Source organism: Blastococcus sp. SYSU DS0541 (assembly GCF_054050875.1).
The window spans coordinates 1-12,340 of the sequence record NZ_JBJHAD010000034.1; the positions used below are offsets into that span (position 1 = coordinate 1).

A 12,340-nucleotide genomic window follows, 5' to 3' on the forward strand; every position below is an offset into this window, starting at 1 on the left:
ACGGGCATTAGCGTGGGACAACGAGACCTCCGGGCGGTTGGTGAGGCGTCAGCACCCACACCTTCGCTCGGAGGTCTCCTGCTTGATCAGTTAGGCGGCGCCGTCAACAACGCCCGTGGTCATTACAGCTAGCGCGAACCGGCGTCCTCCCTCACCGCGCCGTGTCCTCCCTCACCGCCCACCGGGAGGGAGGACGCGCCATGATCAGGTGAGGTGATCATCGCCGCGGGCGCGGGGTTCAGCGCAGCAGCTTCGACATCCGGCGGTCGGCCAGCGGCTTCCCACCGGTCTGGCAGGTGGGGCAGTACTGCAGCGAGGTGTCGGCGAAGCTGACCTCGCGCACCGTGTCCCCGCAGACCGGGCACGGCAGCCCGGTGCGCGCGTGCACCTGCAGCCCCGACCGCTTCTCCCCCTTCATGGTGGCGGCCCGCTGGCCGACCTGGCGGCCCAGCGCCTCGGTGAGGGTGGCGCGCACCGCGTCGAAGAGACGGACCAGTTCGTCGTCGGTCAGCTTGTCGGCCATCTTGAACGGCGACAGCCGCGCCGCGTGCAGGATCTCGTCGGAGTAGGCGTTGCCGATCCCGGCGACGACCGTCTGGTCGGTCAGCGCCCCTTTGAGCTGCCCCGACCGACCCGCCATGAGCCGGGCGAAGGTCTCGCGGTCCACCTCCAGCGCATCCGGGCCGAGCCGCGCGATGCCGGGCACCTCGGCCGGTGACCGGACGACGTAGACGGCGAGGCCCTTGCGGGTGCCCTGCTCGGTGAGGTCGAAGCCGTTGCCGTCATCCAGGTGGACGCGCAGCGCCAGCGGCCCCTTGCCCGGCTTCGGCGGGGCGGTCGGCAGGTTCTCCCGCCAGTGCAGCCAGCCGGCGCGCGCCAGGTGCACGACGAGGTGGACGCCGGAGACGTCGAGGTCGAGGAACTTGCCGTGCCGGGCGGCCCCGGTGATCTCCAAGCCCGCGAGCGCCGACAGGGGCGGGTCGAAGGTCTTGATCGCCTGGACGGCGGCGAGGTCGGCGCGCGCCAGCACGCGGCCGACGGCGTTCTCGCGCAGGAACGCCGCCAGCGCCTCCACCTCGGGCAACTCGGGCACCCGGCCATGATCCACCCGATGCGCCCGCGGCGCGGCCCCCGATCGGTGGACGCCCGGGGCCGCACCGCTCCGCGGCCGCGCACCGGGCGCCCCGACGTCGAGGACCTTGCGGCGGTGCGACGACCGCGTGACGGTCCCGACGACCTGGTGGAGACCTTGTTGCGGCGGCTCCCGGGGCCCTCCGGGGCGAGTAGACCTCCGTCCACAGGCCCGCGCCGCAGGGGGGCGGGCCCGGCAGATGGAGGCCATCGTGAAGAGATCCCGACTCGGTTCCCTGGCGGTCCTCGCCGGCGTCCTGGCGCTGCTGGTCGGCCTGGTCGCCCCGGCGTCGGCCGCGGGGACCACCGCTGGGCCCTACTGCGGGCTGGTGTGGGGCTCGCTCCCGGAGGGCAGCGCGGCGACCGTCGGCGGCGCCACCGTGACCGACGTCCGCGCCGGGCGCCACGCCTGCTTCGACCGCCTGGTCGTCGACCTGGGCGGTCCCGCGGCGGCCGGCGGCTACTCCGTGCGCTACGTCGACGCCGTGCACCAGGTGGGCACGGGCGACGTCGTCCCGCTGGCCGGCGGAGCCGCGCTCGAGGTCGTCGTCCAGGCACCCGCCTACGACGGCCACGGCCGGCCCACGTACCTCCCGCCCAGCCGCAGCGAGGTCGTGGACGTCGACGGCTTCCGCACCCTCGAGCAGGTCGCGTGGGCCGGTTCGTTCGAGGGCAGCACCACGCTGGGCGTCGGCACCCGCGCCCGGCTGCCGTTCCGCACGTTCGCCCTGGTCGGCACCCCGGGTGACGACCAGGCCGTGCGCCTCGTGATCGACGTGGCCCACCGCTGGTGACCGGTCCCGCCCCGAGGGGGCCTGCGCTCCGGGAGCCTCCCGGCGCGCAGGTCCCCTCGCCTCACCCCTGGTGGAGCACCTCCACCACGACCCGGTTCGGGTTCTCCAGCCGGTAGACGCGGAACGGGCGCTCGGCCGCGGCGCCGAGGAACGAGACCATCTGCCCCTCGAAGATCGTGTCGATCAGGACCTCCTGCACCACGGCGCCTCCCGCGGGCACCGGGTCGGGCCCCGCGTAGGGCGCGACCCCGGTGTCCCCCGGCAGGCCGACCCCGGTGAGCACGAGCTGGAGGACGGCGTCCCCGGCGACGTCCACCGGGAACCCGCTCCCCGACGACCGGGCCTCGGCCACGTAGCGGGCGTCCCACCCGGGCAGTCCGGCACCGGCCACCTCGAAGACCACCCGGTCGAAACCGTCCTGCCGGCCGGCGCGGACGTCGGTCACGGTGACGGCGGCCCCCGGGGAGGCCGCGGCGGTGTCGGGCCGGCTGTCGGCGACGAACGGCGGTGGGGCCGTCGGGGAGGGGACGGCCGTGGTCGCCGGGGGCCGCGGGGCGGCGGTCGGCGAGGGGGGCGCCGTGGACCGCGACGGCGGGCTGAGGAAGACGGCGTAGTCGGCCGGCAGCAGCGGCGCGTCCGTGAGCGCACCCGAGGGCAGCGGCGCCTCCACCGGCTCCCCGCCGCTGGTGAGCAGCACCGCCTCGACGCCCGGCAGGCTGGTCGCGGTGAGCACCAGCTGCGCGACCGCCCGGCGGGTCGAGGGCAGCGGCGCGGCGCCGGAGAGGTCGATCGTGGCCGTGCCGTCGTCGATACCGGTCACCGACGCCTCCAGGCCCGCGGGGAGGGCCGTGGAGAGCCCCTCGGCCCGCTCCTCCTCGGTCGGTCCGGCGACCAGGGCGGACAGCAGCTCGCCCAGCCGCTCGTCGATCGGCCCCGTCCCGCTGTCCCGCGCACGGGGCACCAGGGCCTCGTCCGCGCCCACGAGGTAGGCCCAGCCGGCCTCGATGTCGGGGACGGGCGCCGGTGGGGGCGAGGGCGGGGACGACGGCGCGGCGAGCCCGTACGGGACGTCGGAGGCCGCGATCGTCGACGGATCGGCGCCGGTGGGCACCCCGCACGCCGTCGTCACCGCGAGGAGGGCTCCCGCCGCACCCAGCCGCCGCAGCCGGTTCACGACCGCGCCGCCGGGAGCGAGAGGACGAAGCGGGCGCCCCCGGCCGGGCTCGCGGCGCACCACGCCGCGCCGCCGTGCTGCGCGGTCGTCTCGGCCACGATGGCCAGCCCGAGCCCGGCGCCGGGCACCGAGCGGCGCGCGGAACCGGGAGCACGCGCGAAGCGCTCGAAGATCCGCTCCCGGTCCAGCGGGGCCACGCCCGGGCCGGCGTCGTCCACCGTCACCACCACCGAACCCTCGCAGCGCTCCACCGCCACCCGCTCGGGCCCCCCGGCGTAGCGGTCGGCGTTGTCCAGGAGGTTGCGCACGGCCCGCTCCAGCCGGGACTTGTCCCCGAGCACGGTCGTCTCCGGCTCGGGGCCGCCGGCCAGCAGGTCCACGGGCCGCCCGGTGCGCTCCAGCACCTCGCGCACGAGCGCCGTCATGGACACCGGGACGGCGTCCGGCCCGTGCCCGGCGCCGTCGAACCAGGCCAGCTCGAGCAGGTCGTCGAGGGTGACGCGCAGCCGGGACACCTCGCCCTCCACCAGCGCCAGGGCCTGCTGGGCCCGCGGAGGGAGCTCCTGACGCCGGGTGGCCAGCACCTCGACGCTCGTGGTCAGGCTGGTCAGCGGGCTGCGCAGCTCGTGGCTGACGTCGCCGACGAACCGGGCGTCCCGGGAGATCCGCGCGGCGAGGGCGTCCACCATGCTGTTGAAGGCCGCCACGATCCCCACGAGGTCGGGGTCGTCGGTCGGCGGGAGGCGGGTGGAGAGCTCGCCCCCGGCGATGCTCGTCGCGGCGCCAGCGACCTGCTCCAGCGGGAGGACGGCGCGCCGGCTGGCCCAGGCGCCGAAGCCGGCGCCGGCGAGGGTGGCGACGACCGCACCGGCCCCGAGCACGACCGCCAGGGTGCGCAGCAGCGTCTCCAGGTCGTCCAGCGGCGCGACCTCGTAGAACTGGATCCCCGCGCTCACCACGGGGACGGCGACGACGAGCCGGGGGCCGTCGGCCGACTCGACCCGCAGCGCGCCGGCCGCACCCCCGGCCACCACCTCCTGCAGCGCCTCGGGTACGTCGCGCCGGCCGATCTCCAGGCTGGAGGAGAACCAGTCGTCCCCGCTGCGGACCACGACCTCCGCGTCCCCGAACGGGACGAGCTCGCCCAGCACGGCGCCCACGTCGGCGCCGGCAGCGGAGAGCCGGTTGCGCAGCACCTCGGCGTCGGCGAACGCCTGCTGGGTGAGCGCCTGCTCGCGCTGCTCCACCACGAAGCTGCGGGCCAGCAGCCACGTCGTCGTCACCAGCACGGCGGAGACCAGCAGGGTGCTGGCCGCGAAGCCCAGCACGATGCGGCGCCGCAGTCCCCGCCGTCCCGGGACCCGCCGCCCCGGGACCCTGCTCACGCCCGGCTCACTGCGGGTCCAGCCGGTAGCCCAGCCCCCGGACGGTGACCACGAGGCGCGGGCTGCCCGGGTCCCGCTCCACCTTGGTCCGCAGCCGGCGCACGTGGACGTCGACGATGCGCTCGTCCCCGAAGAACCCGTGCTCCCACACCCGCTCGAGCAGCGCCTGCCGGCTGAAGACCCGGCCCGGCGCGGCGGCCAGCTCGCACAGCACGCGGAACTCGGTCAGCGTCAGCGGCACCAGCCGGTCGCCGCGGTGGACGGTGCCGCTGGCCTCCCGCAGCACCAGCGGGGCCTCCGGGTCGTGGTCGAGGACGACGCCCGCCCGGGCCGCGGCGGTCGGGGCGCCCGCCGGCACCGGGGCGGTCCGGCGGCGCAACGCCCGCAGCCGCGCGGTGATCTCCTTGATCTGGAACGGCTTGGTGACGTAGTCGTCGGCGCCGGCCTCCAGCGCCTCGACGATGTCCTGCGTGTCGGCGCGGGCGCTCACCACGACGACGGGCAGGTCGTGGGCCTGGCGCACCTCGCGGATCACGGTGTAGCCGTCCATCGAGCCGAGCATCAGGTCCACGATCATCATGTCCGGCGGGGCGATGCCCACCATCCGCACGGTGTCCTCCCCGGAGGCGGCCTCGGCGACGTCGTAGCCCTCGTCCTCCAGGGCCCACCGCAGCGCGGTCCGGATGGAGTCGTCGTCCTCCACGATCATGATCCGCAGCGACACGCGGACATGCTGCCACCGCGCGACCGCTGGTCAGCGCCCGCGGGCCGTCGTCATCCGATCGCAATGCGGCGACAGGGGATATCGCAAACTCCGGCCGCGAGGCTCCTGGGCAGACCGTGCGGACACCGACCGCCGAGGAGACCCCCGTGCCCCCTGCCCACCGCCACCCCGGTACCGACGACGCTGTCGAGACGCGCTCCGGTGAGGTCGTCCTGCGGCTGACGGAGGAGATGCTCGCCGACGGCGTCGCCGACATCCGGTGGCTGCTGCACGACGCGCTGCTCGCGGGGGCGCGGCGGGTGGTCGTCGACGTCCGGGAGGTCGAGCACCTGTCCAGCCCCGCGGCGGCCAGCCTGCTCTCCGCGCACCGGGCGTGCCGGGCCCGCGGCGGCAGCGTCGTCGTCCGCGGGGCCAACCGCCGGACCCTGGAGCTGCTCCGCCGGACGGGGCTGTGGCGGGTGCTGGGGATGGAGGAGGACCTGGGCCGCTCGGCCTGAGCCACCCGGCTCGGGGCGCAGTCCGGTCGCGCCGCTCCTAGGCTCGGCCGGGTGCCCACCGCGCTGCTCTGGTTCCGCCGCGACCTGCGCCTGCGCGACCACCCCGCCCTGCTGGCGGCGCGCGACGCGGCGGGCCCGGACGGCGACGTCCTGCCGGTGTTCGTCTTCGACGACCGGCTCTGGGGCCCGTCCGGCGAGCCGCGCCGCCGCTTCCTGCTCGACTGCCTCGCCGCCCTGGACGCCGACCTCGGCGGCGCGCTGGTGCTGCGCTCCGGCGACCCCGCGCGGGTGCTGCCGGAGCTGGCCGCCGAGGCGGGCGCGGCGTCCGTCCACGTCAGCGCCGACGCCGGGCCCTACGGCCGCCGCCGCGACCAGGCCGTCGACCGGGCGCTGGGCGAGGTCCCGCTCGTGCGCACCGGCTCGCCGTACGCGGTGACGCCGGGCCGGGTCACCAAGTCCGACGGGACACCCTTCCGCGTCTACTCGCCGTTCGCGCGGGCCTGGCGGGAGCACGGCTGGCGCGCACCGGCGTCGTCACCCGACGGCACCCGGTGGCGCACCGGCGTCCGCTCCGAGGACCCCCCGCCGGCCCCGGAGCTCGCCGGCGTCACCCTGCCCCCGGCGGGGGAGGCCGCCGCGTCGGCCGCCTGGGCGCGCTTCCGCGACGAGCGGCTGCTCGGTTACGCCGACGGGCGCAACACCCCCGGCGGCGACGGCACCAGCCGGCTGTCGGCCTACCTGAAGTACGGCTGCATCCACCCGCGCACGCTGCTGGCCGACCTCGCGGCCGGGGAGCAGACCGAGTCGGTGCGCCGCTACACCGACGAGCTCGCCTGGCGGGACTTCTACGCCGACGTCCTCTGGCACCGGCCGGAGTCCGCCCGGGAGTACCTCAAGCCGGAGCTGCAGGGGATGGGCTACGACAGCGGCCCGCACGCCGAGGAGCTCGTGCGGGCCTGGGAGACCGGGCGCACCGGGTTCCCGATCGTCGACGCCGGCATGCGGCAGCTGCTGGGCGAGGCGTACGTCCACAACCGGGTGCGGATGATCGTCGCGTCGTTCCTGGTCAAGGACCTGCACCAGGAGTGGACGCGGGGCGCGCGGTACTTCATGCGGCACCTGGTCGACGGCGATCTGGCCAGCAACAACCACGGGTGGCAGTGGGTCGCGGGCACCGGCACCGACGCCTCGCCCTACTACCGGGTCTTCAACCCGGTCACCCAGGGCAAGAAGTTCGACCCCGACGGCGCCTACGTGAAGCGGTGGGTGCCCGAGCTGCGCCACCTCGACCCCCGCTACGTGCACGAGCCCTGGACGGCGCCGGACGGCGTCCCGGCCGGCTACCCGGAGCCGGTGGTCGACCACGCGCACGAGCGCCAGGTGGCGCTGGACCGCTACGCCCGCGTCCGCGGGCGCTGACCCCGCCGGTCAGCCGACCAGCAGCGTCACCGGGTCCCGGCGGACGACGGTGCGGACGGCGAGGGCCACCGCGACGGCCGCCGCCCGGATCCCGTCGTGCGGCGTCGCGCTCGTCACCGACCCGCTGCGCCCGGGCGACGAGGGGCCGAACCGGTCAGCCGGGGAGCGGCGGTGGCCGGGTCGGCGCCGGTGACCGGTGCAGCGGCCAGCGTCCGCGCCCAGCGGACGAGCCCGGTCACGTCCACGCCGTGCGGACGGCGGTCGGCGTACGGACCGATGCTCGCCGAGCCCCGCTCGAGCAACGTCCTGGCCCCCCGGTCGTTGCCCCGCGCGGCGTGGGTGAGCCCGACGGCGAGCTGCGCCAGCCCCCGCCACAGCCCGCGCTCCTCCTCGGGGGCGGACTTCCACGCGTCCTCCAGCACCTCGTGGGCGTGGAAGGGCCGGCCGGCGTCCAGCAGCTCCTGCGCTTCGGCGAGCGCCACCCCTGGCTCGCGGACGACGCCCTCGGGCGCGCGCTCCTCCCCCGCGGCGCCGCGCGGCAGCGGCCGCCCGAGGGCGTCCCGCGGGCGGGCGTTGCGGGCGCGCCCCTCGGCGTCGCGGTCGCGGTCGGCCACGACGGCATCCTCCCCCGCCCGAGCCGCTGGAGCTCGTCGGGCGAACCGTTCCCTCCCACGTGCATCCACGGGCGCGGGCGCGCCGGAAGGAGGGGTGTCAGCACCTCCCGACGAGAGGAACTCCCCATGAGCACCGCCCGCACCCTCGGTCGTACCGCCGGCGCCATCGGCGTTGCCGGTGGCCTCGTCCTGGTGGCCACGCCGGCCCTGGCCGACAACCACACCGCGACCGTCTCGGTCCTGCACGGCGTCCCGGATCTCCCCGTCGACGTCTACGCCAACGGCGAGCGGCTGATCGACGACTTCCAGCCGGGCACCCTCACCGACCCGCTGCAGCTGCCCGCCGGCTCCTACGACCTGGCGCTCTTCCCGGCCGACGCCCCCGACGGCTCCGGCGACCCGCTGCTCTCGGCCGACGGCGTCAGCGTCCCGGCCGGCGCCAACGCCACCGTGGTCGCCCACCTGACCGAGGCGGGCGAGCCCGCGCTCACCCCGTTCGTCAACGAGGTCGGCGACATCCCCGCCGGCCAGGCGCGCGTCACCGTGCGGCACGTCGCCGCCGCGCCCGCCGTGGACGTGCGGGCCGGTGGGCAGGTCGTCATCGACGGGCTGACCAACCCGAACGAGGAGTCGCTCACCGTCCCGGCCGGCACGGTCAGCGCGGACGTCGTGCTCGCGGGCACCGAGACCGTCGCGATCGGTCCGGCCGACCTGGACCTGGCCGAGGGCGCCACGACGATCGTCTACGCGTGGGGCTCGCAGGACGCCGGCTTCGAACTCGCCGTCCAGAGCATCTCCGGTCAGCACTCCGCGCCGTCCGGCGTCCCGGGTGGCAGCGCCGGCCTGGCCGACGACTCCGCCCTGCCTCTGCCGGTCGGTGCCGCGGCGCTCGCCGGTGTCGCCCTGGCCGCCGCCGGTGCCTTCCGGCTGGCCCGCTCCTCCCGCTGATCCCCGGCACCACGAGGAGATGACCGTGCGACCCGCCGCCGCCAGCGCCGTGCTGGGGCTGGCCCTGGCTGTCGGTGCGCCGACCGCCTGGGCCCTGTCCCGGCCGGACGCGGCGGCGGGTCCGCCGGTCGACCAGGTGCTGGAGCGCCCCGCCGCTCCCACCCCTCCCGCCGTGGCACCGCCGACGTCCCCGCTCCCCCCGGTGAGCGTCCGGGACGCCGCGCCGACGGTGGTCCCCGAGGTCGCCCCGCCCGTGCGCATCGAGGTGCCCGGGCTGGGCGTGACCGCGCCCGTCGACCCGGTGGGGATCGCCGGCGACGGCCAGATGGAGCTGCCCGAGGACGTCACCCGGGTCGGCTGGTACCGCTTCGGGCCGGAGCCCGGCGTGGCCGGCAACTCCGTGATCGCCGGCCACGTGGACGACCGCGAGCAGGGGCCCGGCGCGCTGTTCCTCCTGCGCACGGCCGAACCGGGCGAGGAGATCACCGTCACCGACGCCGCCGGGGAGACCACCCGCTGGCGCGTGGTGTCCCGCGAGGTGATCGAGAAGGACGTCCTCCCGCTCGACGAGATCTTCCGCCGCGACGGGCCGCCCCGGCTGGTCGTGCTCACCTGCGGAGGGCCGTTCCTCCCCGAGTTCCGCAGCTACAGGGACAACGTCGTCGTGGTCGCGGAGCCGGTTCCCGGCACGGGGCCGTGACCGGGGTGCTGGACCGGGCCGCGCGTCTGGGTAGCGTCGGCACCGTGAACCCCGACCCCGTACCGGCGCCGTCCGGCTCCGCGGAGCCGGACGACGCCGAGGTGGGCCGCCGGTTCGCCGCCGGAGACGAGCAGGCCCTCGCCATCGCCTACGCGCGGTGGGCCGGGCAGCTGCACGGCATGGCGGTGCGCGCCTTCGGCCCGGGCCCCGACGCCGAGGACGTCACCCAGCAGACCTTCATCTCCGCGTGGACCGGCCGCGCCCGCTACCGGCCCGAGCAGGGCCCGCTGCCCGCCTGGCTGGTCGGCGTCTGCCGGCACAAGATCGCCGACGCCTGGGCCCGCCGCGACCGGATGCGCCGCGAGGCCGAGGCGGCCATGTCGGAGGCGCAGGCCACACCGGCCGGCGGGACGACGCCGGCCGTGGACAGCGTTGTGACCGACCGCATGCTCGTGCTCGAGGAGCTGGAGCTCTTGGGCCAGCCGCAGCGCGGGATCATCGAGCTGGCCTTCTTCGCCGACCTCACCCACGCCCAGATCGCCGAGCGCACGGGGATCCCGCTGGGCACGGTGAAATCCCATATCCGCCGCACTCTCGAACGCCTGAGGACACGATTGGAGGTGGACGGTGCAGCACTGCCAGCCTGAGCAGCTCGCCCTCGCCGCGCTGCGCGAGCCCCTCCCGGCCGACGACGCCGCGCACCTCGCCTCCTGCGGGCAGTGCCGGTCGGAGGTCGCGTCGCTCCGGCGCGCCGTCGACGCCGTCGCCGTCCCCGAGCTCGCCGAGCCCGGCCCGCCCGTGCCGCCGCCCGCCTCGGTGTGGGCCGGCATCGCTGCGGCGACCGGGGTCTCGGCGACGCCGCGGACCGAGGCGGAGGCAGCCGCCCCGGCGCCGGTCGCGGCCCCCGTCCTCGCTCCTCCGCCGGCGGTCCCCGCCGGCGAGGTCGTGCCGCTGCGCCGCAACCGCCGTCCGGTGCTCCTGATGGCCGCCGCCGCGGTCGTCGGCGCGGTCGTGGGCGCCGGCGCGGTGGCCCTGGTGACCGGGGAGGACGGCGTCGAGCCGCTCACGACCGTCGCCCTCGAGCCGCTCGAGGGCCAGCCGGCCTCGGGCCGGGCCGAGGTCGTCGTCCGCGCGGACGGCTCCCGCGCCGTGGAGCTCGACCTGGACGCCCCGACGGTCGAGGACGCCTACTACGAGATCTGGCTGATCGAGCCGGGGATCGTGGACATGGTCCCGCTGGGCGTCGTGCGCCCGGGCACCCAGACCTTCGAGCTGCCGGCCGGGCTCGACCTCGAGGCGTACCCGATCGTCGACATCTCGGTGGAGCCGCTGGACGGCGACCCGACGCACTCGGGGGTCTCCGTGGCCCGCGGCGTGCTGGAGAGCTGAAGAAGGAGCCCGTGCGCCCCACCACCCGCGAGATCGCGACGAGCCCCTGCACGGGACCGGACGCGTGACGCTCCCCGGCGAGGCGCTCGGCGCGCACTGGCGCAAGGCCAGGCCCCGCCCGGCCGGCCGGCACCTCGACAGCGCCGCGTGCAGCCGGCAGAGCCACCGGGTGCTGGAGGCCGCCTCGCACCACGCTCGGCACGAGGCCGAGCTGGGCGGTTACGTCGCCGAGGCGACCGCCGACGACCTGCTGCAGCAGGGGCGGTCGGTGCTCGGCGGGCTGGCCGGCATGGCCGCCGCCGACGTCGCCTTCGTGGAGTCCGCCCAGGCCGCGCTGGTCGCCCTGCTGACCGGCTGGCGGCTGCCCCCGGGCTCGCGGGTGGCCTGCCTGCCCGGCGAGTTCGCGCCGAACGTGGCCCAGTTGCGGGGAGCCGGACTGCGCCCCGAGCCGCTGCCCGTCGACGGGCTCGGCCGGGCCGACCTCGAGGGCGTGGAGCGGCTGCTGGCGACCGACCCGCCGCGCTTGGTGCACCTGACGCACGTCGCCAGCCACCGGGGCCTCGTGCAGCCGGCCCGGGAGATCGCGGTGCTGTGCCGCGCGGCCGGCGTCCCCCTGGTGCTCGACGCCGCGCAGTCCCTCGGCCACGTGGACGCCGACCTGGGTGCCGACGTCGTCTACGGCACGTCGCGCAAGTGGCTGGCCGGCCCGCGTGGCGTGGGCGTGCTGATGGCCCGCCCGGCGATCGCCGCGCAGCTCGTGGCGGTGCTCCCGGAGCCGGACGACGTGCCGCCGATGCGGGCCTTCGAGTCCGGCGAGGCGCACGTGGCCGGCCGGATCGGACTCGTGGTGGCGGTCGGCGAGCACCTCGCCGCCGGTCCCGACCGGGTCCGAGCCCGGCTGGCCGGGCTCGGGCGGGCCACCCGAAAGCTCTTGGACGGCGTCTCCGGCTGGCGGGTCGTGGAGCCCCTGGACGAGCCGACCGCGACCACCACGCTGCGCCCACCGGACGGCGTCGACGTCGTCGCGACCCGCGCCCGCCTGCTGAGCGAGCACGGCATCGTGCTCAGCGCCTTCGGGCCCGAGCGCGCGCCGGGGGAGATGACCGGGCCGGTGCTCCGGGTCTCCCCGCACCTGGACGCCACGGCCGAGGACCTGGAAGCGCTCGCCGCCGCGCTCTGACACCGGCCCGCAGCCGCTCCACCGTCGTCACGGCCTCGCCGTCCTGGGCACCGGACCGGAAGTGTGGGGCTTACCGGGGAGCCCAGCCCGGCCACCCGGGACCCCCGTTCCGTCACGTGGCGGAACAGGGGGTCTGGCGGCTGCGGCAGGGCGAGGCCTGGCCACGGCCGGGAACGCGCCGGCTGCCGGTCGAGCCGTCGCAGTGGGGCCGCGCCCGGCGACGCTCCTGCTCCCTTCCTCGGGCGATTGGCCCGGCAATACGACGAAGGGCCCCAGCCTGGTGGCTGGGGCCCTTCGTGAATGGTTGTCCGGCGGCGTCCTACTCTCCCACCCCGTCTCCAGGGCAGTACCATCGGCGCTGAGAGGCTTAGCTTCCGGGTTCGGA

The 12,340-nt window shown here is 76.6% G+C and carries 13 protein-coding genes and 1 rRNA gene; 8 read left to right on the plus strand and 6 right to left on the minus strand.

Features of this window, described 5'->3' with window-relative positions:
* Window positions 1–238: 238 nt before the first annotated feature.
* Window positions 239–1,093 carry an Fpg/Nei family DNA glycosylase gene (locus ACI794_RS20425; RefSeq protein WP_456582538.1) on the minus strand — a complete coding sequence of 285 codons (855 nt, stop codon included), beginning with the start codon at window positions 1,091–1,093 and terminating at the stop codon, window positions 239–241.
* 250 nt (window positions 1,094–1,343) lie between these two features.
* Here ACI794_RS20425 and ACI794_RS20430 point away from each other — a divergent pair, with 250 nt between their 5' ends.
* The gene (locus ACI794_RS20430; RefSeq protein ID WP_456604068.1) at window positions 1,344–1,925 is read left to right on the plus strand and encodes an AMIN-like domain-containing (lipo)protein; all 582 of its coding nucleotides are present in this window, start codon (window positions 1,344–1,346) and stop codon (window positions 1,923–1,925) included.
* Between the two features lie 61 nt (window positions 1,926–1,986).
* Here ACI794_RS20430 and ACI794_RS20435 read toward each other — a convergent pair whose 3' ends face one another.
* From ACI794_RS20435 to ACI794_RS20445, 3 genes are read right to left on the minus strand one after another with little or no spacing between them, the layout of a single operon-like run.
* Window positions 1,987–3,099 carry an AMIN-like domain-containing (lipo)protein gene (locus ACI794_RS20435; protein WP_456604067.1) on the minus strand — a complete coding sequence of 371 codons (1,113 nt, stop codon included), beginning with the start codon at window positions 3,097–3,099 and terminating at the stop codon, window positions 1,987–1,989.
* Window positions 3,096–4,484, minus strand: coding sequence for a sensor histidine kinase (locus tag ACI794_RS20440; protein ID WP_456604066.1), 1,389 nt, complete (start codon window positions 4,482–4,484; stop codon window positions 3,096–3,098). The genes ACI794_RS20435 and ACI794_RS20440 overlap by 4 nt, the downstream gene beginning before the upstream one ends.
* A gap of 7 nt (window positions 4,485–4,491) precedes the next feature.
* Complete coding sequence (locus ACI794_RS20445; protein WP_456617242.1) at window positions 4,492–5,208, minus strand: response regulator; 717 nt, start codon at window positions 5,206–5,208, stop codon at window positions 4,492–4,494.
* A 146-nt stretch (window positions 5,209–5,354) separates the two neighbouring features.
* Here ACI794_RS20445 and ACI794_RS20450 point away from each other — a divergent pair, with 146 nt between their 5' ends.
* Both ACI794_RS20450 and ACI794_RS20455 read left to right on the plus strand, forming a co-directional pair.
* Complete coding sequence (locus tag ACI794_RS20450) at window positions 5,355–5,705, plus strand: STAS domain-containing protein (protein ID WP_456604065.1); 351 nt, start codon at window positions 5,355–5,357, stop codon at window positions 5,703–5,705.
* Between the two features lie 51 nt (window positions 5,706–5,756).
* On the plus strand, window positions 5,757–7,124 hold the full coding sequence (locus ACI794_RS20455; protein WP_456617243.1) for a cryptochrome/photolyase family protein: 1,368 nt from the start codon (window positions 5,757–5,759) through the stop codon (window positions 7,122–7,124).
* Between the two features lie 113 nt (window positions 7,125–7,237).
* Here ACI794_RS20455 and ACI794_RS20460 read toward each other — a convergent pair whose 3' ends face one another.
* Complete coding sequence (locus tag ACI794_RS20460) at window positions 7,238–7,738, minus strand: DUF309 domain-containing protein (RefSeq protein WP_456604063.1); 501 nt, start codon at window positions 7,736–7,738, stop codon at window positions 7,238–7,240.
* Window positions 7,739–7,864: 126 nt separating this feature from the next.
* On the opposite strand from ACI794_RS20460, the gene ACI794_RS20465 reads away from it, so the two are divergent.
* The 5 genes from ACI794_RS20465 to egtE all read left to right on the plus strand — a co-directional run bounded on the left by ACI794_RS20465 (window position 7,865) and on the right by egtE (window position 11,955).
* Window positions 7,865–8,686, plus strand: a complete 822-nt coding sequence (locus ACI794_RS20465; RefSeq protein WP_456604062.1) for a DUF4397 domain-containing protein — start codon at window positions 7,865–7,867, stop codon at window positions 8,684–8,686.
* A gap of 19 nt (window positions 8,687–8,705) precedes the next feature.
* Window positions 8,706–9,386: a class F sortase gene (locus tag ACI794_RS20470; RefSeq protein WP_456617244.1), complete on the plus strand. Its 681-nt coding sequence runs from the start codon at window positions 8,706–8,708 to the stop codon at window positions 9,384–9,386.
* 44 nt (window positions 9,387–9,430) lie between these two features.
* Window positions 9,431–10,033, plus strand: coding sequence for an RNA polymerase sigma factor (locus ACI794_RS20475; protein ID WP_456604060.1), 603 nt, complete (start codon window positions 9,431–9,433; stop codon window positions 10,031–10,033).
* Window positions 10,014–10,775: an anti-sigma factor gene (locus tag ACI794_RS20480; protein WP_456617245.1), complete on the plus strand. Its 762-nt coding sequence runs from the start codon at window positions 10,014–10,016 to the stop codon at window positions 10,773–10,775. Before ACI794_RS20475 ends, ACI794_RS20480 begins: the two co-directional genes overlap by 20 nt.
* Window positions 10,776–10,839: 64 nt before the next feature.
* Complete coding sequence (gene egtE, locus ACI794_RS20485) at window positions 10,840–11,955, plus strand: ergothioneine biosynthesis PLP-dependent enzyme EgtE (protein ID WP_456617246.1); 1,116 nt, start codon at window positions 10,840–10,842, stop codon at window positions 11,953–11,955.
* A 306-nt stretch (window positions 11,956–12,261) separates the two neighbouring features.
* On the opposite strand, the gene rrf is transcribed toward egtE, so the two are convergent.
* Window positions 12,262–12,340, minus strand: a 5S ribosomal RNA gene (gene rrf / locus ACI794_RS20490); the annotation flags it as partial.